17 protein-coding genes are annotated in these 19,209 nt (G+C 71.7%); 13 read left to right on the top strand and 4 right to left on the bottom strand.

Annotated features, from left to right (window positions below):
* Positions 1-80: 80 nt before the first annotated feature.
* The 9 genes from ACTWNK_RS30830 (at position 81) to ACTWNK_RS30790 (ending at position 9,668) form a co-directional block, all read left to right on the top strand.
* Positions 81-617 (top strand): SseB family protein, encoded by a 537-nt coding sequence (locus ACTWNK_RS30830; RefSeq protein WP_474308262.1) that lies wholly within the window; start codon positions 81-83, stop codon positions 615-617.
* Between the two features lie 1,220 nt (positions 618-1,837).
* A complete protein-coding gene (locus ACTWNK_RS30825; RefSeq protein ID WP_474308260.1) occupies positions 1,838-2,290 on the top strand; it encodes a prepilin peptidase in 453 nt (150 codons plus the stop codon).
* 45 nt (positions 2,291-2,335) lie between these two features.
* Positions 2,336-3,517, top strand: coding sequence for a chorismate synthase (aroC, locus tag ACTWNK_RS30820; protein ID WP_474308258.1), 1,182 nt, complete (start codon positions 2,336-2,338; stop codon positions 3,515-3,517).
* The gene (locus tag ACTWNK_RS30815) at positions 3,514-4,023 is read left to right on the top strand and encodes a shikimate kinase (RefSeq protein WP_474308256.1); all 510 of its coding nucleotides are present in this window, start codon (positions 3,514-3,516) and stop codon (positions 4,021-4,023) included. The genes aroC and ACTWNK_RS30815 overlap by 4 nt, the downstream gene beginning before the upstream one ends.
* 118 nt (positions 4,024-4,141) lie before the next feature.
* On the top strand, positions 4,142-5,218 hold the full coding sequence (gene aroB, locus ACTWNK_RS30810; protein ID WP_474308254.1) for a 3-dehydroquinate synthase: 1,077 nt from the start codon (positions 4,142-4,144) through the stop codon (positions 5,216-5,218).
* Positions 5,215-5,637, top strand: coding sequence for a type II 3-dehydroquinate dehydratase (gene aroQ, locus ACTWNK_RS30805; RefSeq protein ID WP_474308252.1), 423 nt, complete (start codon positions 5,215-5,217; stop codon positions 5,635-5,637). Before aroB ends, aroQ begins: the two co-directional genes overlap by 4 nt.
* A complete protein-coding gene (locus ACTWNK_RS30800) occupies positions 5,634-6,437 on the top strand; it encodes an SGNH/GDSL hydrolase family protein (protein WP_474308250.1) in 804 nt (267 codons plus the stop codon). Before aroQ ends, ACTWNK_RS30800 begins: the two co-directional genes overlap by 4 nt.
* Positions 6,438-6,624: 187 nt before the next feature.
* Positions 6,625-7,959, top strand: coding sequence for a hypothetical protein (locus ACTWNK_RS30795; protein ID WP_474308248.1), 1,335 nt, complete (start codon positions 6,625-6,627; stop codon positions 7,957-7,959).
* Positions 7,960-8,417: 458 nt separating this feature from the next.
* The gene (locus ACTWNK_RS30790; RefSeq protein WP_474308246.1) at positions 8,418-9,668 is read left to right on the top strand and encodes an outer membrane protein assembly factor BamB family protein; all 1,251 of its coding nucleotides are present in this window, start codon (positions 8,418-8,420) and stop codon (positions 9,666-9,668) included.
* A gap of 3 nt (positions 9,669-9,671) precedes the next feature.
* Here the strand turns inward: ACTWNK_RS30790 and ACTWNK_RS30785 are convergent, their stop codons facing one another.
* A complete protein-coding gene (locus tag ACTWNK_RS30785; RefSeq protein WP_474308244.1) occupies positions 9,672-10,106 on the bottom strand; it encodes a nitroreductase family deazaflavin-dependent oxidoreductase in 435 nt (144 codons plus the stop codon).
* 65 nt (positions 10,107-10,171) lie between these two features.
* A complete protein-coding gene (locus ACTWNK_RS30780) occupies positions 10,172-12,139 on the bottom strand; it encodes an ATP-dependent DNA helicase (protein ID WP_474308243.1) in 1,968 nt (655 codons plus the stop codon).
* A gap of 395 nt (positions 12,140-12,534) precedes the next feature.
* Between ACTWNK_RS30780 and ACTWNK_RS30775 the strand changes: the two genes are divergently transcribed.
* From ACTWNK_RS30775 to ACTWNK_RS30765, 3 genes are all read left to right on the top strand, one after another.
* Positions 12,535-13,467: a hypothetical protein gene (locus tag ACTWNK_RS30775; protein ID WP_474308241.1), complete on the top strand. Its 933-nt coding sequence runs from the start codon at positions 12,535-12,537 to the stop codon at positions 13,465-13,467.
* A 111-nt stretch (positions 13,468-13,578) separates the two neighbouring features.
* The gene (locus tag ACTWNK_RS30770; RefSeq protein WP_474308239.1) at positions 13,579-14,778 is read left to right on the top strand and encodes a CapA family protein; all 1,200 of its coding nucleotides are present in this window, start codon (positions 13,579-13,581) and stop codon (positions 14,776-14,778) included.
* Between the two features lie 45 nt (positions 14,779-14,823).
* Complete coding sequence (locus ACTWNK_RS30765) at positions 14,824-16,410, top strand: Na+/H+ antiporter (protein ID WP_474308237.1); 1,587 nt, start codon at positions 14,824-14,826, stop codon at positions 16,408-16,410.
* 10 nt (positions 16,411-16,420) lie between these two features.
* On the opposite strand, the gene ACTWNK_RS30760 is transcribed toward ACTWNK_RS30765, so the two are convergent.
* Entirely contained in the window at positions 16,421-16,606 is a 186-nt protein-coding gene (locus ACTWNK_RS30760; protein WP_474308235.1) for a UBP-type zinc finger domain-containing protein, read from the bottom strand.
* A gap of 156 nt (positions 16,607-16,762) precedes the next feature.
* On the opposite strand from ACTWNK_RS30760, the gene ACTWNK_RS30755 reads away from it, so the two are divergent.
* Entirely contained in the window at positions 16,763-18,466 is a 1,704-nt protein-coding gene (locus ACTWNK_RS30755; RefSeq protein ID WP_474308233.1) for an AMP-dependent synthetase/ligase, read from the top strand.
* Here the strand turns inward: ACTWNK_RS30755 and ACTWNK_RS30750 are convergent.
* Positions 18,432-19,202, bottom strand: coding sequence for an alpha/beta fold hydrolase (locus ACTWNK_RS30750; protein ID WP_474308231.1), 771 nt, complete (start codon positions 19,200-19,202; stop codon positions 18,432-18,434). The genes ACTWNK_RS30755 and ACTWNK_RS30750 overlap by 35 nt on opposite strands.
* Positions 19,203-19,209: the final 7 nt, after the last annotated feature.

Here is a 19,209-nt window from a genome sequence, read left to right as displayed (position 1 = left end):
CGCGCACGGGGCCGGGGCACGTCACGTCGCCCGTACGAGGCGACCATGTGCCCTGGCCCGTGCGGGTAGGCTCGTGCGTTGTGCCGAGTATTCCGCGACCGCTTGTCCCGGCCGATGACGGTAGTGCCGATCCTGTTCTCGCCGCCGCCCTGAGCGCGCACGCGGAGGGAGCCGCAGACGCCACCGAGGTCATCGCCGCGCTCAGCCGTACCCGTCTCCTGGTGCCCGTCGTGGCTCTTCTCACCTCCTCCGAAGTCGGGGCCAACGGCCTCAAGCAGGAGAAGGAGAGCGAGATGGCACTGCCCAAGCTGGTCGGAAAGGACGGCAGGGAAGCGGTCGTCGCCTTCACGAGCACCGACGCCCTGACCCGCTGGCGCCCCGACGCCAGACCGATCCAGGCCACCGCCCTCCAGGTCTGCCAGGCCGCCGTCCACGAGAACGCCTCCGCCGTCGTCCTGGACGTCGCAGGCCCCACCCCCTTCGTCCTGGAGGGCGACGTCCTGAGGGCCCTGGCCGCCGTCGAATCCGGCACCTTGCACACCCTCGAAGGCATAACCATCGCCCGAGTCGCCCCCTCCCCACCCAAACCCCGCTGGTTCTCCCTCCGCCGAAGCTGAGAACCGCCGAACGCCCTGCCGACGAACACTGGGCACGCATCCAGGGAGCGCGAGACGACCGAGGCGCAGTGCACGCATCGCCCGCATGCGCCGAAGAACGGCAGGAGCGGCCTGAGCAAGAGGCCATGGGCGCACGCGGGAAAGCAGAACGGGCACGGTCGAAGCCCGAGCCGAATTAGGCAGAACGCGGCAAGGCGGTCGGCGTGGGCAGGCACGAAAGGGAGTGGCGGATGGCGGGTTGGAGGTCGGGGGCCAGGTGAGCGAGGAGAACTGCGCGGGTGAGGCAGATGTGAGCGGGCGGTTGGGCACGTAGTGCGGGGTGCAGTGGATGGAGAAATGAGTGGAGGCGTCGTGTGGGTGGGGGAAGTGGAGGTAAGCAGGGACGGAGTGTCGAAGGCGCGGCAGTGTGGGTGACGGGGGCGAGTTGGGGGCGGCGACGTCGAGGAGCGGGATGCGGAAAGGGAGAGCGGAACGCGGGCAGGGCGAGGGGGGCGATCCGGGTGGGGGAGGTGGCGGCGGACTGCGGGTAGTACAGGCAGGGCTGGCGGTACGGGTGGCGGCGGAGTGCGGGTAGGGCAAGCAAGGCTGGAGGCGTGAGTGGCGACGGTGCGGGGATGGGCGCGGCAGCGGAGCGGGTGGGCAGGCAGGACTGGAGGTGCGGGTGGCGGGCGTGGCGGCGGAGTGCGGGTGGGGCCGGTCGGATAGTGCGGTGGGTGGAGTTGCGGGGAGGGTGGCGGCAGTACGTAGGGCGGAGTGTGGATGAGGGGCGGTGTGGGTGAAGGGGCGGCGGAGGTGGGGGAGGGCGGGTTAGGGTCGGAGGCGTGTTGGAGTTGGTGGTCGCGGGTGTGGTTGGGGCGGTTGCGGGAGCCTATGTGCGGGGGTTGGCCCCCGGTTTTGCCCCAGACGTGCTCGAACCCCTCGCCATAACGCAGCCCCCACCCGAAGCCACATCCCCAACATCCACACCCCCAACGCAGCCCCCACCTCCCACCGCCCGGCCTTCCAGCGCTCCACGTGACAGCGCACCGCGTCACGGCACCCCACCTCCGGGCACTCCTCGGCCCCCCAGCGCCGAGCCCCCCAGCATCGAGCCCCCAGGCACCGAGCCCTCCAGCACCCCACCCCCCAACACCCTGGCCGAAGCCCGTCAAGCCTTCGCATCCGCTCGTCCCACCCCCGCCTGGCCTCCCGTTCTCGAACTCCTCACCGCCTCCGTCTGTGTGGCCCTCGTCTGGCGCACGGGCAGCTTCGCCTACCTGTACATGGGCGTCGTGGGCACCCTGCTGGCGGTCGTCGACTGGCGTACCTTCCGGTTGCCCGACGTCCTGACGCTGCCCTCGTACGTGATCATGGGTGTCGCGCTGGTCCCCGGTGGTGAGGTCGGCAGGGCCGTACTGGGGGCGGTGGCCTTGGGTGGGCTGTACGGCGTGTTGTGGGTGGTGCGGCCTTCGGCCATGGGGCTGGGGGACGTGAAGCTGGCGGGGCTGATCGGGATGGCGGCGGGGGCGGTGTCGTGGCAGGTGTGGGTGGTGGCGGCGGTGGCGGGGCAGGTGCTGGGGGCCGTGTACGCCGTGGGGTTGGTGCTGGTGCGCAAGGCCGACAGGACGACGGAGTTCCCGCTGGGGCCGTTCATGTTGCTGGGGGCGTTGGCGGCCGTCTGTCTCGACTGGTGAACGCCGCGGACATCGCACCCGGTGGCCCATGGAAGACTTGTACGCATGTTGCGCTGGTTGACTGCCGGAGAGTCCCACGGGCCCGAACTCGTCGCCATCCTCGAAGGGCTGCCCGCCGGGGTGGAGGTGACGACGGCCGACATCGACGAGGCGTTGCGCCGTCGCCGTCTCGGCTACGGGCGTGGCGCCCGGATGAAGTTCGAGCAGGACGAGGTGAACGTCGTCGGCGGCCTGCGTCACGGCCGCACGCTCGGCAGCCCGGTCGCCGTGCGCGTCGGCAACACCGAGTGGCCCAAGTGGGAGAAGGTCATGTCGGCCGACCCGGTCGACCCGGCCGAGCTGGAGGGCATCGCGCGCAACGCACCGCGTTCGCGCCCGCGCCCCGGCCACGCCGACCTGGCCGGCATGCAGAAGTACGGCTTCGACGACGCCCGCCCGGTCCTCGACCGGGCCAGCGCCCGCGAGACGGCGGCGCGCGTGGCGCTCGGCGAGGTCGCCAAGCGCTTCCTCAAGCAGGCGCTCGGCGTCGACATCGTCAGCCACGTGCTGTCGATCGGCGGCGCCGCTGCCACCCGAGGCATCCTGCCCGGCCCCGCCGACCTGGAAGCGGTCGACGCCGACCTCGTGCGCTGCATCGACCCGGAGGCCAGCGCCGAGATGATCGCCGAGATCGACAAGGCGCACAAGGAGGGCGACACGCTCGGCGGCGTGGTCGAGGTGCTCGCCTACGGCCTGCCGCCCGGCCTCGGCAGCTACACGCACTGGGACCGCAGGCTCGACTCCCGCCTGGCCGGCGCCCTCATGGGCATCCAGGCGATCAAGGGAGTCGCGGTCGGCGACGGGTTCGAGACGGCCAAGCGCCCCGGCTCCCGGGCCCACGACGAGATCGAGTACACCTCGGCCGACGGTGTCAAGCGCATCACCAATCGAGCGGGCGGTGTCGAGGGCGGCATGAGCAACGGCGAGATCCTCCGGGTCAGCGCCGCGATGAAGCCGATCTCCACCGTGCCGAGGGCGCTGGCCACGATCGACGTCAAGACCGGCGAGGCGGCCAAGGCGCACCACGAGCGTTCGGACGTGTGCGCGGTGCCCGCCGCGGCGATCGTCGCCGAGGCGATGGTCGCGCTGGTGCTGGCCGACGCGGCGCTGGAGAAGTTCGGCGGCGACTCGGTCGAGGAGGTCGCACGCAACCTGTCGGGCTACCTCTCCTCGATGGTGATCAAGTGAGTGCCAGGCCGGTGGCCGTGCTGATCGGCCCGCCGGGCTCGGGCAAGTCGACGCTGGGCCAGCTGCTGGCCGGTCTGCTCGGCGTCGCCTACCGTGACACCGATGCCGATGTCGAGGCCGTGGCGGGCAAGCCGGTGAGCGACATCTTCATCGAGGACGGCGAGGAGCGCTTCAGGCAGCTGGAGGCCGAGGCGGTCGGGCTGGCGCTGGCCGAGCACACGGGCGTGCTGTCGCTGGGCGGTGGCGCGATCCTGCACGAGGGCACCCAGGCGCTGCTCGACGGGCACGCGGTCGTCTATCTGCAGGTCGGTCTCGCCGATGCCGTGCAGCGGGTGGGTCTCGGCTCGGCCAGGCCGCTGCTGGTGCTGAATCCGCGCAGCCAGCTGAAGAAGCTGATGGAGGCCCGCCGCCCGATCTACGAGCGCCTCGCCACGATCACGGTCGCCACCGACGGCCGCGACCCCGAGTCCCTGGCCGACGAGATCGCCAAGGCCCTCACCCCCTGACCTCGCGAAGCCCAGCCGTGCCAAGCCCAGCCGTGCAGAACCCAGCCGTACCAGCGCGAACCCAGCCCCACCAGTCCGAACCTTCATCGCAAGCCCTCAAGAGAGGATGAACCGCAGCGTGAGTGCGACCAGGATCACCGTACGCGGCGCCGAGCCCTATGACGTGGTCGTCGGCGCGGGTGTGCTCGGGGAGTTGCCGGGCCTGCTGGGAACGGGGGTGCGCACGGTCGCGGTGATTCACCCGGCCGGCCTGCCCGAGATCTCCCGCCCGGTGTGCGGGGCGCTGAGCGAGGCCGGGTTCGATGTCGTCTCGCTCCCGGTCCCGGACGGCGAGCAGGCCAAGAGCGTCCAGGTCGCGGCCGAGCTGTGGTCGGCACTCGGCCGGTACGGTGTGACCCGCAGCGACGCCGTCGTGGGCGTGGGCGGCGGCGCCACGACGGACCTGGCGGGCTTCGTGGCGGGCACGTGGCTGCGCGGGATCAAGGTCGTCCTGGTGCCGACGACCCTGCTCGGCATGGTCGACGCGGCCGTAGGCGGCAAGAACGGCATCGACACGCCGGAGGGCAAGAACCTCGTCGGCACGTTCCTGCCGCCCGCAGGTGTGCTGTGCGAGCTGACGACGTTGCTCTCGCTGCCCAGGCCGGACTACGTGGCGGGCCTGGCCGAGATCATCAAGGGCGGCTTCATCGCCGACCCCACGATCCTCATGCTGATCGAGGACGACCCCGAGGCCGCGACCAGGCCGGAGGGCGAGCACGCCCGCGAGCTGATCGAGCGCAAGATCCAGCTGAAGGCCGACGTGGTGGGCGCCGACCTGCGTGAGGCGGGGTTGCGCGAGATCCTCAACTACGGTCACACGCTGGCCCACGCCATCGAGCGGGTCGAGGACTACCGCATGCGTCACGGCGAGGCGGTCGCGATCGGCATGGTGTTCGCCGCGGAGCTGTCCAGGCTCGACGGCCGGATCGGCCCCGACGTCGTCCAGCGCACGCGCGATCTGCTGCACTCGGTCGGCCTGCCGACGGCCTACCGCAAGGACGCCTGGCCGCAGCTGCGCGACCACATGCGCCTGGACAAGAAGAACCGGGGCGCCAAGCAGCGTTTCATCGTTCTCGACGGCATCGCGAGACCGGCCACGCTCGAAGCGCCGTCGGAGGAGCTGCTGGCCGCCGCCTACCAGGAGGTCGCTCGATGATCTACGTGCTCAACGGCCCCAACCTCTCCCGCCTGGGCACCAGGGAGCCCGATGTCTACGGCGCCGAGTCGTTCGCGGACCTGAGCGAGCTGTGCCGTGCGACGGGACGCGAGCTCGGCTTCGAGGTCGAGGTCAGGCAGACCGACGACGAGGCGGAGCTGGTCGGCTGGCTGCACGAGGCCGCCGACGGCAAGATCCCCGTGGTGCTGAACCCCGCCGCCTTCACGCACTACTCCTACGCCCTGCGCGATGCGATCTCCCAGCGCACGGCGCCGCTCATCGAGGTGCACATCTCCAACCCGGCGGCCCGCGAGGAGTTCAGGCACACCTCGGTGGTCGCGGCGGTGGCGACGGGCACGATCGCCGGGTTCGGGCTGCAGTCCTACGTTCTCGCGCTGCGGGCGCTGGCCGCCCTGTGAGCGCCGGGCGCGACGAGCGGGAGACGCTGGAGCCGATCGCGGCCCCGGCCTCGTTCGTCGCGCTCGGCGACAGCTTCACCGAGGGGCTCAACGACCCGCCCGCTCCCGGCGAGCACGGCTTCAGGGGCTGGGCCGACCGGGTCGCCGAACGCCTGGCGAAGGAACGGCCCGACTTCCGCTACGCGAACCTGGCCGTGCGCGGCAAGCTCATCGACCAGATCGTGGCCGAGCAGGTCCCGAGCGCGGTGGCGATGCGGCCGGGCCTGGTCAGCCTGTGTGCGGGCGGCAACGACCTGCTGCGTCCCGGCAGCGACCCGGACGTCATGGCCAAGAAGCTGGCCGCCGCCGTACGCGACCTGCGGGCGAGCGGCGCCGAGGTGCTGCTGTTCACCGGCGTCGACCCGCGTGACACCCCGCTGATGCGGCGGATGCGCGGGAAGTTCGCAGTGTTCTACCTGCATGTGCGGTCGATCGCCGACCTGTACGGCTGCCGCGTGGTCGACCAGTGGTCGATGCAGGGCCTGCGAGACTGGCGGGCGTGGAGCGAGGACCGCCTGCACATGAACGAGCACGGCCACCGCATGGTCGCGGCCAGGGTGCTGGACGTGCTCGGCGTGCCGTGCGAGGACGACTGGCGCACGACATGGCCGCCGAGGCCGTCGGCGGACCCGAGGGCCAGGCGGCGCGAGGACGCGCAGTGGATACGCGAGTACCTCGGCCCGTGGGTGGCCAGGCGGCTGCGCGGCACATCGTCGGGCGACGGCCTCGATCCAAAACGCCCTGACCTGGGCCCTTTGTAGGCGTCCAGCCTGTCGCACGGTACACGTGCGGTTTGCCCGTTGAGCCCTGATAATCTTTCGCCCTTCGCTAATTTTGACCACTTACGGGGCGCAAGTGACATCGGGGCCGGGACAACTGCAGCAGTATTCGAACTATCATTCGCACAGACAGTCGCCACCTCCACGCCGACGCCGTACGGGGCTCTGGGTGACACTGGGGATCGCCAGCCTGATCGTGTCGGTCGTGGCGGGCGGCGGCGTCGGGCTGGTGCTGAGGGAGGCCAACAACCGGCCGGTGGGCCAGGTCACGGCCACCCCCGCCGACCCGAACTCCGTCGTCGTCACCGACGCCGAGCTCGACGCCCTGCTGGCCGCGCACTCCAAGGCGCTCAACGGCACCGACGCCGACGCCTTCACCGCGATCTTCGACGAGAAGAACGCGGGCCTGATCAAGAACCAGCGCACACTCTTCGCCAACCTCCGCAAACTGCCGATCAGCAATATGTCCTACAAGACGCTGAGCAAGCAGGGCAGACGACAGGACAGCTTCGGCAAGGGCGTGCGTTTCACCGTCGACGTGGCGTTCGTGCACCAGTTCAAGGGGTTCGACCAGCGCCCGGTCTCGGAGTGGTACCGCTGGACCGTGGTCAAGGCCAAGGCCGACGCGCCGCTGGTCGTGACCAAGGTGGGCGGTGCGCCGAGCCCGTGGGGCAAGGACGTGGGCACCTTCTACTACCCGGGCCCCTGGGACATCTGGCCCGACATGGTGGTGACCAAGGCCGGGCGCAACCTCATCCTGTCCAAGAGCAGGCACGCCGCCATCGCCAGGACCACCGCGCCCATCGCACACCGCGCGGCCACCCAGGACCTGGCCGTCTGGGACGCCAACGCGCCCGAGGGCATGGAGGTGCCGCGCGGCTTCGTCGTCGCACTCGTCGAGGGCAAGCGGGAGCTCGGCAACCTGTTCCGCAAGTCGAAGGCGGACGAGGCGGGCGTGTCGATCGGCATGCCGACCTGGGAGGCGTCGCTGGACGAAGAGGTCAAGGTGGGCGGCACCCGCGTGGTGCTCGACACCGCCTCGATGTTCTTCGACACGCGCGAGGGCATCGAGGAGGTGCTCGAGCACGAGTTCGGTCACTCGATGCTGGCCGGGCTGCACCAGCTCAGCGGCTCCTTCTTCGGCATCCCGAACTGGATCGTCGAAGGCTTCGCCGAGTACATCGCCAACCGTGACCGCCCGCTGTCGGCCAACGGCCGCTTCCACGAGGGCAGGACGCTGATGCAGAGCGGCGGCTTCGACGGCGTGCTGCCGACCAATCTCACCTGGGACACCAAGGACAAACTCAGCCTGCACTACCTCATGGGCCACGTCGCGATCCGCATGGCCATCGAGAAGTACGGCGAGCGCGCGACGATGGCCGCCGTGGTGGCCGCGTACCGGGCCGACGGCGGGGCCGACAAGGCGTTCTGCGCCGAGCTCGGGACGACGCCCGCGCAGTTCGAGAAGGACTGGGCCGGATATTTCCGGCAGCAGCTCGGTTGATCGGGGGACAACACATGACTCAGCACCACGGCGACCCCTACGGCCGCCCCCACCCACCCCAACAGCCTCACTCACCCCAACAGCCCCACCCGCCTCAGCAGCCTCACTCGTCTCAACAGGCTCACCCGCCTCAGCAGCCCTATCCGCCTCAGCAGTCCCATCCGGCCCAACAGCCCCACCCACCCCAGCAACAGCCGTACCCTCCGCAACAGCCGTACCCCCCGCAACAGCCGTACCCCCCGCAACAACTGCGCCAGCCATACCCACAGCAACCCACCTACCAGCCACCCCAGCCACCCCAGCCACCCCAGCCACCCCAGCCACCCCAGCCACCCCAGCCAACTCAGCAGCCCCAGCCAACTCACTCACCCCAATCACCCCACTCACCCCAACCTCCCCATGAGCCCCCACCCCAGGCTGCTCCTCCAAGGCGTACCGGCCGTGCCGTACTGTTCGGTGTGCTCTGGGTCGCGGCGATGCTGGGGGTCGGTACGGTTACGGCCCTGGTGGTCGCCGGGAAGCCGGGAGTGGCCGCGCACCAGACGATCGGCGGCAAGGAGAACGCCTGGGCGGTGCCGTTCGTCGATCCGGGCAACCTCGCCGAGTCGGCGCCCTACGGCGCGTGGGTGACGCAGCAGGTCGCGGTCAGGGTGCAGCGCGACGGCCTGATCTCCTACGACTTGGCGACGGGCAAACGCTCCTGGGGCATTCCGGCGCCGGGCGAGCTCATCTGCGGCGCCGCCACCTCGCCCGCCCCGAAGGGCGCGATCCTGTACGGCGGCGCCGAGTCCTGCGACCGCCTGGCGGGCGTCGACGTGAGCACCGGCAAGATCACCTGGAAGGCCAAGCTGCCCGCGGAGAAGGCGGAGGGCACGGACCAGCCCGCCGTCGTCCTGGCCGGTGACACGATCGTGGTGCGCCAGTTCCACAGCCTGCACGGCTACGACCTGGCCGACGGCAGGCGCAAGTGGAGCGGCAGGCAGGACGGCTGCTTCCCCCAGTCGCTGAGCGGTTCCCCGGCCCAGGTCGTGATGTACCTGAGCTGCCCGCTCAACGGCAAGGGCCGTGTCGTGGCACTCGACCCCGAGACCGGCAAGGCGCGCTGGCGCCATCCGTACAAGCCCGAGGGGCTCGACCAGCCGATCGTGCTGTCGGCCGAACCGGCCGTCGTCGTGGTCGGCGACGTCGAGCGGGGCGGCGCCACCGTGCTCAGCCTGGGTGACGACGGCGCCAAGCGGGCCGGGTTCGGCATCGGCGCGGCCGACCTCAGGCCGCTCAACGGCCTGGCCCCGCAGGGCACGGCCCAGGAGTACCGTGCGGCCGTGGGCGGCGGGATGCTCTATGTGAGCACCAAGCCGGAGCCGGTCCAGGGCAGCCTGAGCATCGCCAACAGCGTCCTGGCCTTCGACCTGGCGACCGGCAAACAGGCGTGGCGCTCGTCGGGCACCACGACCAGGCTCGACTTCGTCAGGGCCGAGGAGCAGGGCATGCTCATGCTGGAGGGCGGCGCGCCCGGCGTGCCCTCCAGGATGGTGCGGCTGAACCGCGCCGACGGCAAGGCGGTCGGCATCGGCGTGCTGCCGCCGATGTACGACATCCCGTCGTTCAAGGGCCGGGTCTACGAAAGCGGCGGCACGGTCGTCTTCCTGCCGTCGGACTCGGTGAGCGGCCAGTGGGCGCTCATGGGCCTGCTGCTGGCCAAGGAGTAGCGCTCAGCCGCCGGTCCTGCTGAGCAGGACGACCGGGATGCGCCTTTCGGTCTTGTCCTGGTAGTCCTGGTAGAGGGAGAAGATGCCGGTCATCGTCTCCCACAGGACCGGCCGCTCCCGCTCGTCGGCCGTGCGGGCGACGGCGTCGAAGCTGTCGCCGAGCACCTGCACCCGCACGGCCGGGTCGGCGGTGAGGTTGAGATACCACAGCGGGTGCTTCGGCGCGCCGCCGATCGACCCCACCACCACGTAGTCGTCGCCGTGCCTGCCGTAGATGAGCGCGGTCCTGCGCAGCAGCCCCGACCTGCGCCCGCGCGTGGTCAGCAGCAGGGTGGGCGCCCCGCTGTACATGTGCCCGTCGGCGCCGTCGCTGTCCACGTAGCGCTGGACGTGCTTGGCCACCCAGCCGGTGGGGCTCTCGTGGATCTCGTCCGACATCGTCGTCCTCCTGGATCATGAGCGTACGGCGAGCCGTAGCCTAACCCCTGCCTACGACGAAATCGTCAGCCCTCGGCGGCCAGCCTCTTGAGCGCGGCCCTGGGCACGGCGGGATCGGTCGTGCGCCAGTACGGAGGCAGCGTGCCGAGCAGGAAGCCGCTGTAGCGCGCGGTGGCCAGACGGGGGTCGAGCACGGCGATGACGCCCTTGTCGTCCTGCGACCTGATCAACCGGCCGACGCCCTGGGCCAGCAGCAGGGCGGCGTGGTTGGCCGCCACCGCCATGAAGCCGTTGCCGCCCTTGGCCGCGACGTGGCGCTGCCGTGCGGAGGTGAGCGGGTCGTCGGGCCTGGGGAACGGGATGCGGTCGATGATCACCAGCCGCAGCGAGGGGCCGGGCACGTCGACGCCCTGCCAGAGCGACAGCGTGCCGAACAGGCAGGTCGGCTCGTCCTCGCTGAACTGCTTGACGAGCAGCATCGTGGAGTCGTCGCCCTGGCACAGCAGCGGCACCTCGAGCCGCTCCCTGAGCGCCTCCGTCGCGGCCTTGGCGGCCCGCATCGAGGAGAACAGTCCCAGCGTGCGCCCGCCCGCCGCCTCGATCAGCTCGGCGATCTCGTCGACATAGGCGTCGGGCAGTCCGTCGCGGCCGGGCTGCGGCAGGTGCTTGGCCACGTAGAGGATGCCGGCGCGGGGATGGTCGAAGGGGGAGCCGACGTCCAGGCCGGTCCAGCCCTTCTCGCCCAGGCCCCACTGGCGTGCCATGCCGTCGAAGGTGCCGCCGAGTGCGAGCGTGGCCGAGGTGAGCACGACCGTGCGGTCGCCGAACAGCTTGTCGCGCAGCATCCCGCTCACACTCAGCGGCGCCACGCGCAGCGTCGGAGGCCGTCTGTCGGTGCCGCCGTCGAGCCAGACGACCTCGGCCCTGTCGACCTCGCCGTCGTGCCCGTAGGCCTCCAGCATGCGCACGCAGGTGTCGTGCACGTCGTCGAGCGCGCTGAAGGCGGCCTTGCGCTGGCCTGCCTTGTCCGGGTCCTCCTTGTCGGCGCCTCGCGGGCCCATCGCGGTGACGCAGCGGCCCGCGGCGTCGCGGATCAGGGCGAGCGTGAGGCCGAGCACCGGCGGCAGCTCGTCGAGCCGGCCCGCGGGCGCGGCGGCCAGCAGCGCCTTGAGGTCCTCGCCCGCCTCCATGAGCTGGTCGGCGACCGGCTGCTCGATGAGGCGGCCGACCCGGCGCACGGCCATGGCGACGACGACCTCGGACAGCTCGTCGGTCACCACGGAGGTGACCCTGTCGACCAGCTCGTGCGCCTCGTCGACGACCACGACGTCGTGCTCGGGCAGCAGCGGGAAGTCCTCCATGGCGTCGATGGCGAGCAGCGCGTGGTTGGTGACGACGACGTCGACCTCACCGGCCTTGGCCCTGGCCTGCTCGGCGAAACACTCGGGGCCGCTCGGGCAGCGGGTGGCGCCGAGGCACTCGCGCGCGCTGACCGAATACTGCCGCCAGGCCTGCTCGCTGACGCCGGGCACCAGCTCGTCGCGGTCGCCCGTCGTGGTCTCCTCGGCCCACTCCTGGATGCGCTGGACCATCCGCCCGGTGGCGCTGACCTCGCGCGGGTCGAACAGCTGGTCCTGCTCGTCCTCGGGCCATCCGGCCGTCGCCTTGTAACGGCACAGGTAGTTGCGCCTGCCCTTGAGGATGGCGAACGACGGCTCGTGCGGCAGCTCCTTGGCCAGCGCCTCGGCCAGCCTGGGCAGGTCGCGGTCGACGAGCTGGCGCTGCAGGGCGATGGTGGCGGTCGAGACGACCACCGCGCTGTCGGACACCATGGCGTGCCGGATCGAGGGCACCAGGTAGGCCAGCGACTTGCCGGTGCCGGTGCCCGCCTGCACGGCGAGATGCTCCTCGGAGTCCAGCGCCTTGTGCACGGCCTTGGCCATGGTCACCTGGCCGGGCCGCTCGGCGCCGCCGAGTGACTGCACGGCACTGCTCAGGAGCTCTTCGACGGGAGGAAGGATGGAGTCCGGCACGACAGCCAACCGTACCCGCAATCCGGGGTGCTCGTCCGGTGAGCGCGGTGTCACCGGACGGACGCATCCCGGTATTCCGGGACCTGTTCGGCGCGGCTCGTGGCACACTGGCGACCGGAGTCCTGGGAGGTCAAAGAAGATCTTCCTGCTGGGATTCCTGAGGTCCCGGGTACGGTGGAGAAGGGCCGGTTCGATAGGGTCTTTCGGGGTTGAGTGGACGAATAAAGGCTGGTTAAAGCAAGATGTCTGCCATGTCGGAAGTTGTCCCGTTGCCGTCGTTCGGCGAAGTGTTCTTCGATGCACGAGGTCAGGAGCGGTGTCTCCGGGTCACGTGGCACGAAGGCACCCTCGTGCTCAGCCTGTGGCGTGGAGAGATGTGCACAGGCAGTTTCCGCATGCCGATGGACGACGTCGGCCGCCTGCTCGACACCCTCGACGACGGCTACGCCGAGGCCACGGACCCGCAGCCCGAAGCGGCCGACTACCCTGGCACCGGCCAGTACAGCCGCCCTCAGGCCGTTCCGCAGCAGGGGGAGTCCCCGCTCGCCGACGACCGGCCGACGGCGGCGCTCGGCCCCAACGACGTCCTGGTGGCCAGGGCTCCCCAGCCCTCGACCGACAAGCTCGTGGCCGCGGCCCCGCGCCCGCAGGCGGCCGACCCGCTCGGCTACGGCAGGCAGCAGCAGGTCGAGCCGATGGTCGCGGCGGCAGGCGAGCCGGTCTACCAGCTCCCGCCCATGCAGCAGCCCCCACAGGCCCAGCCCCCGCAGGCCCAGCCTCCGCAGGGCCGGGGCAGGCCGCCGCAGTCGACCGACCCCTACGGCTTCCCCGCCCAGCCGTCCGAGCCCTTCCCCGCCCAGCCGCAGCCCCAGCAGCAGTACGCCTACGACCCCGGCTACGGCGACCAGGGCCGCGCTCCCGGCTACCAGGACCAGGGCGCCTACACCCGCCCGCAGTACGACCAGGCCGACCCGCTCGGCCTCGGCCAGCAGTACCAGCAGCAGCCCCACCAGCAGTCTCAACCCCAGCCGCAGCCGCAGGCCCAGCAGGGCGCCGGTCTCGGCACTCCCATGCACGGCATTCCCGGTGCGGGCCGCCGCATGCCGCCGATCCAGTACAAGGACGGCTACCAGCAGCGCCAGGACCAGGGCTATCAGCAGCCGCCGACCCCCGAGGTGAACCCCGCCGACCCCCTCGGCCTCGGCGGCTACCCCCAGGACCAGCAGGGCGCGCCCAGACCCTACGCCGGTGACCCCGTCTACATGACGGGCGAGCGCCTGCGCCCCGAGCAGCAGGCGGGCGACAGGACCGAACGCCGGGAGTGGTGAACGACCGCACCCAGGCCTGCGCCGGGCCGAAGGTCGGTACCTCCGGTCAACTTTCGGCATGCGCGCTCCGCGGGTGCGGACGGCGGCGTGGTCGTCGCGTAGCGTGCGGTCGTGCGAAAAGATCTTGCACGGCTGGCGGTGCTGGCCGCGGTGGTGCTGCCCTCGGCCGTGATGGCCCCGGCGCCGGTCGCACCCGCCGTACGGCACGGTGTGTTCGCCTCGCGCCAGCCCTTGGGCGCGTTCGGGCTCGGGGTGGCGCCGATCAGGGCGATGGCGGCGATCCCGGCGCTGGCCGGAGCCCCGCTGAAGGCGACCAGGGCGATGGCGGCCCGCACGCCGGTGCGCGGCAGGCGCTTCACGCTCGCGGCCACGGGAGACGTCCTGCTGCACGACGCTCTGGTGCACCAGGCCATGCTGGACGGCGCGCGCGAGCCTGACTTCACCCGGATGCTCGCCGGGGCCTTCCCCGTCATCCGCGCGGCCGACCTCGCCGTGTGCCACCTGGAGACACCGCTGGCCCCCAGGAACGGCCCGTACCGGGGTTATCCGGTCTTCAGCGCCCCTCCCCAGATCGCCAGGACACTCGCCAAGGCCGGGTACGACACCTGCTCGACCGCCTCCAACCACTCGATGGACAGCGGAGAGGCAGGCGTACGCCGCACGCTCGCGGCTCTCGACGCCGTGGGAGTACGGCACGCGGGATCGGCGCGGACTGCGAAGGAGGCGCGGGCGATCACCCTGCTCGACGTCAAGGGCGTCCGCGTCGCCCACCTGTCCTACACCTACGGGCTCAACGGCTTCACCGAGCCGCGCGGCCGGACCTGGCTGGTCAACGACGGGCTACGCGCCTCCGTGATCACCGCCGACGCGCGCAGGGCCAGAAGGGCGGGCGCCGAGGCGGTCGTCGTCAGCCTGCACTGGGGCCAGGAGTACGACCACCGCCCGAGTGCCGCGCAGTACGCGCTCGCCCGGCGGGTGCTGCCGGCGCCCGGCGTCGACCTGATCGTCGGCCACCACGCCCACGTCGTGCAGCCGTTCGCCAGGATCGCGGGCCGGTGGGTCGCCTACGGCCTCGGCAACCAGATCGCCAATCCCGGCACCCCGCGCCCGGCGACCCGCGAGGGCGTCATCGGCTGGTTCACCTTCACCGAGACCCCGGCGGGCACCTGGCGCGTCGCCGCCGAACACGTGCCGACCAGGGTGGCGATCGGCCCGCCGATCAGGCTCAGGCTCTCGGCCGCCCGTACGGTCACCCGGGTCGTCACCGCGCTCGGCGAACGCGTGCCGCTGAGGGTGCCGGCAGGGCCGTAGCCCAGGCGGGATCCGGGCGAGGCCAGGCCGGTGCTTGGTCCTACGATGATCCCCGTGGACGTGACGACAGGCTTGAGGCTGCTACTGCTGGTCGGGGTGGCGATCGCGGTCGCCGCGGTGGCCAGGCGCAAGGGATGGCCGGCGCCGCTGCTGCTGGTGGTCGTCGGGCTGGTGGCCTCGTTCTTCCTGCCGGAGATCGAGCTGGAGCCCGATCTGGTGCTGTTCGTGTTCCTGCCGCCGCTGCTGTACTCGGCCGCGCTCGACAGCTCCTACCTCTCGCTTCGCGATGTGCGCAGGCCGGTGGCGCTGCTGTCGGTCGGGCTGGTGCTGTTCACGGTGGCGGTCGTCGGGCTCACGCTGCACGCGCTGGTGCCGTCGCTGCCGCTGGCCGCGACGTTCGCCTTCGGGGCGATCATCGCGCCGCCCGACGCGGTGGCGGCCGTGGCCGTCGGCAGGCGGCTCGGGCTGCCGCGCAAGGCGTTGTCGATCCTGATCGGCGAGAGCCTGTTCAACGACGCCACGGCGCTGACCCTGTTCAGGGTGGCGGTGGCGGCGGCGGCCGGGCACGGGGTGAGCCTGCTGGAGGGCGTGGCCGAGTTCGGCTACGCGGCGGCCGTCGGCGTGCTGATCGGCATGGCGCTGGCGCTGGTGTTCGCCTGGCTGCTGGAGCGCAGCCGCGACCCGCTGGTGGAGAACACCGTGATGCTGCTCATCCCGTTCGGCGCCTACCTGGCGGCCGAGTCGGTGCACGCCTCCGGTGTGATCGCGGTCGTGGTCGTGGGGCTGTACCTCGGCAACCGCATGCACAGGCGCGGGTTCGGCACCAGGCTGGTCTCCGACGCGGTGTGGAAGGTGACCGACTTCTTCCTCGAGACGATCGTGTTCGCCCTCATCGGCCTGCAGCTCGTGCCCGTGCTCGACGGGATGAAGGGGCAGAGCGCCTGGCAGGTCGCGGGCTATGTCGTGGTCATCTTCCTGGTGACGGTGGTGGCCAGGTTCGCCTGGGTCTTCCCCGCGACGTACCTGCCGAGGCTGTTCTCGCGCAAGATCCGCGAGCGTGAGCCGGTCCCGCCGGTGCCGAATGTGGTGATCGTCGGCTGGGCCGGGATGCGCGGGGTGGTCTCGCTCGCCGCCGCGTTCGCACTGCCGATCGGGTTCGCCCAGCGGCCGTTGCTGCTGTTCCTGACGTTCACCACGGTGATCGGCACCCTGCTGGTCCAGGGCCTGTCCTTCCCCTGGCTGATCAGGCGGCTGAAGGTCTCCAGCGAGCAGGAGCGCTACGAGGACGACCTCGCCGAGGCCGCCGCACAGCAGGCGGCGGCCTCGGCGGCCTCGGCCAGGCTGGAGGAGCTGACCGCCGAAGGCATGGACGAACTGCATGCCGAGGTGGTCGACCAGCTCAGGGCCAAGAGCGAGCGCAGGGCGCTGAGCGCGTGGGAGCGCCTGGGCGGCGGCACCGGCTCCCAGGGCGAGGAGACGCCGAGCCAGGCCTACCGCCGCTACCGCCGCGAGATGCTCGACGCCGAACGCGCGGTCTTCGTCAGGCTGCGCGACGAACGCCGCATCGACGACGAGGTCCTGCGCAGGGTCATGCGCGACCTCGACAACGAAGAGGCGATCCTCGAACGCTGAGACGGGCGGCTCAGCCCATCACATTGTCGATGTAGCACCACCGCCAGTTCTCGCCGGGCTCGAACGACTGGATGACCGGATGTCCCTCCCCGTGGAAGTGGGCGGTCGCGTGCTTGCCCGGGGAGGAGTCGCAGCACCCGATGTGCCCGCACTCCAGACAGCGCCGCAGGTGGACCCAGCGCCCGCCCGTGGCCAAACACTCTTCACAGCCCTCGGGCGTACGCGCCGGAGGGTCCCCCGCCTTGGAAAGATGTTCGCAAGTTGCCATGCTGGCAACCCTACGACCAGAACAAGGCTCCAATTCGTCCGCCGCCCTTGATTCGGGCGTCCGGTCTGCCACACCCTGGGCGGCGTGTCCGCCGAGAACGTCACGACCGCCCTCACCACGATCGTCACGCGCCTGCGCGCCCGCGCCCTGAGCACGCCGCATGCCGTGGCGATCCGCGACCACGAGCACGGCGCCTGGACGGAGATCGGCTGGGCGGCGTATTGGGAGCAGGTCCAGCTGGTCGCGCACGCACTGCTGGCCCTCGGCGTACGGCCGGGCGAGCCGGTCGCGGTGCTCGCGGGCAACCACCGGGAGTGGCTGTACGCCGATCTCGCCATCATGGCGGTCAGGGGCGTCACGGTAGGGATGTACCCGGGCGGACCGGCCGAGGAGACGGCGCACGTCCTGGCGGACTCGGGGGCGCGCGTGCTGTTCGTACGGGGGCGCGAGTGCCTGGGGGAGGCGCTGGCGGCGGTGGGGACGGGACGCGCTCCCGAGGTGCGGCACATCGTGTGTGCCGAGGGGGACGGCGACGGCTCCCTGCTGCCGGCGGCGATGGACGCGGGACGCGGGGACGGTGACGGGCAGGCGCTGAAGGCGGTGGGGGCGGGAGGCGGCCCCGAGGCGGATGGTGGTGTCTCCCGGGTGCTGGCGTGGGCGGACCTGCTGGTCATGGGGGCCGGGCATCGGGCCGCCGATCCCGGCGCGGTGGAGCGCAGGATGGCCGAGGCGCGGCCCGCCGACGTGGCGACCCTGCTGTACGCGCCCGGCGCGACGGGGCAGCCCAAGGGCGTCATGCTGACCGTGGCCGCCGTCGAGTTCGCGCTAGGCGCGCTGCTGTCGGGCGAGGTGGTGCCCTCGCTGTCGCCGGACGACGTCGTGCTGTCCCTGCTGCCGCTGGGGCATGTCGCCGGGCGGGCGTTCGCGGTGTGGCTCAACGCCGCCGCCGGAGTACGCGTGTGCCTGGGCGATGGGCCGTACGCCGTGCGTGAGGCGCGGGCGACGGTCGTGCTCGGGCCGCCGTCGTTCTGGGAGGAGGGCTGGGCCGGCCTGCCCTCCGGGTGGTGGGCGCGTTTCAGGGGGCCGCGCAGGCGTCTCGGCCTGCACCGCGTGCGGTACGCCGCCTGCGCCGCCGGGCCGCTCGCGCCCGGTGTGCTGCGGCGCTGGGAGGCGATCGGCGTGCCGATTCACGAGATGTACGGCATGAGGGAGAACGCCGGGATCGCCACCGCCGCCCGGCCCGGCCGTGTCGTGCCCGGAACGGCGGGCGAGCCGTACCCGGGCGTCGAGCTGATGATCGACCCGCTCACCGGCGAGATCCTCACCCGGCACGACGGCACGTTCGCCGGCTACTGGCGCGACCCCCAGGCCACGGCGGACGTCCTGACCCCCGACGGCTGGCTGCACACCGGCGACACCGGCGCCTGGCACGACCACACCCACGTCCGCGTCACCGGCCGGATGCGCGACGTCCTCATCACGACCGACGGCGCCAACACCGCACCCGCCCCCGTCGAGACCGCCCTGAAGGCCTCCCCCCACATCCGCAACGCCCTCCTCGTCGGCGACCGCAGACCGTACCTGACCGCCCTGATCGAACCCGAGCCCGGCCACGCCCCCCACCTCGTCCGCACCGCCGTGGCCGCCTTCCCCGAGATCCACGCCTTCGCCCTGCTGCCCCACCCGCTGACCCACGAGCACGGCCACCTGACGGCCACGGGCGAGCTCAGACGCGCCGCGGTGCTCACGGCGTTCACCGATCTGGTGGAGGAGATGTATCGCTCGTAGCGCGGATCCACTGTTCGACCCGGCTGTTGAACCAGGCCGGGTGTTGCAGGGGCAGGCCGTGGCCCGCGTCCTCGTGGACGAGCAGCTCGCCGGAGGGGTGGGCGGCGGCCAGGTGGCGCATGCCGGTGAGCAGGGGACGGGGTTCCTTCGAACCGGCCAGCAGGAGGGCGGGGCCGGGGTGGCGGGGCCAGGCGGATGGGGTGCGGAAGTCGGCGTTGGCCCGGGTCAGCGCGAGCAGGCTCGCGGTGGGCAGGGTGCGGGAGGTGTGGAGGTAGTCGTCGAGGAGGGCGTCGGGGATGTACAGCGACTTCGCCTGGAGCCTGGCGAACCACGCCTGCCTGGCGAGGGGGGCGGCGAGCCGGACGAGCGCGCGGCCCAGGCCGGGCAGCGGCATGCCCTCGGTCAGCGCGCTCGTGACGACCACGCGGGTGACCAGGGCGGGATGCGAGACGGCCAGCTCCAGTGCGATCTGCCCGCCGAGCGAGAAACCGGCCACCGTGACGTCCGTGCCCGAGGGCAGCCGCCCGAGCCGGTCGGCGAGTTCGGCGACGACGGCCGCGCTCGTCGTGAAGGGCGTGTCGCGGCTGCGGCCGTGTCCGGGGAGGTCGGGGACGAGCAGGCGGTGACGCGTCCCGAAGTGGGCCGTCTGGGCCTGCCACATCCACCCGGCGACGCCTCCGCCGTGCACGAGCAGGAGGACGGGACCGGAGGCGTCGCCTGACTCATGGATGTACAAGGGGGAT

The sequence above is a fragment of the Nonomuraea sp. IBHARD001 genome, assembly GCF_056106265.1.
This window is presented reverse-complemented; position numbering and strand designations above follow the sequence as displayed.

Coding starts and splice junctions, on each gene's coding strand:
- aroC (WP_474308258.1), top strand. CDS start 2,336: ATGTTGCGCTGGTTGACTGCCGGAGAGTCCCACGGGCCCGAACTCGTC.
- aroQ (WP_474308252.1), top strand. CDS start 5,215: ATGATCTACGTGCTCAACGGCCCCAACCTCTCCCGCCTGGGCACCAGG.
- ACTWNK_RS30785 (WP_474308244.1), bottom strand. CDS start 10,106: ATGTCGGACGAGATCCACGAGAGCCCCACCGGCTGGGTGGCCAAGCAC.
- ACTWNK_RS30775 (WP_474308241.1), top strand. CDS start 12,535: ATGCCGATGGACGACGTCGGCCGCCTGCTCGACACCCTCGACGACGGC.
- ACTWNK_RS30765 (WP_474308237.1), top strand. CDS start 14,824: ATGATCCCCGTGGACGTGACGACAGGCTTGAGGCTGCTACTGCTGGTC.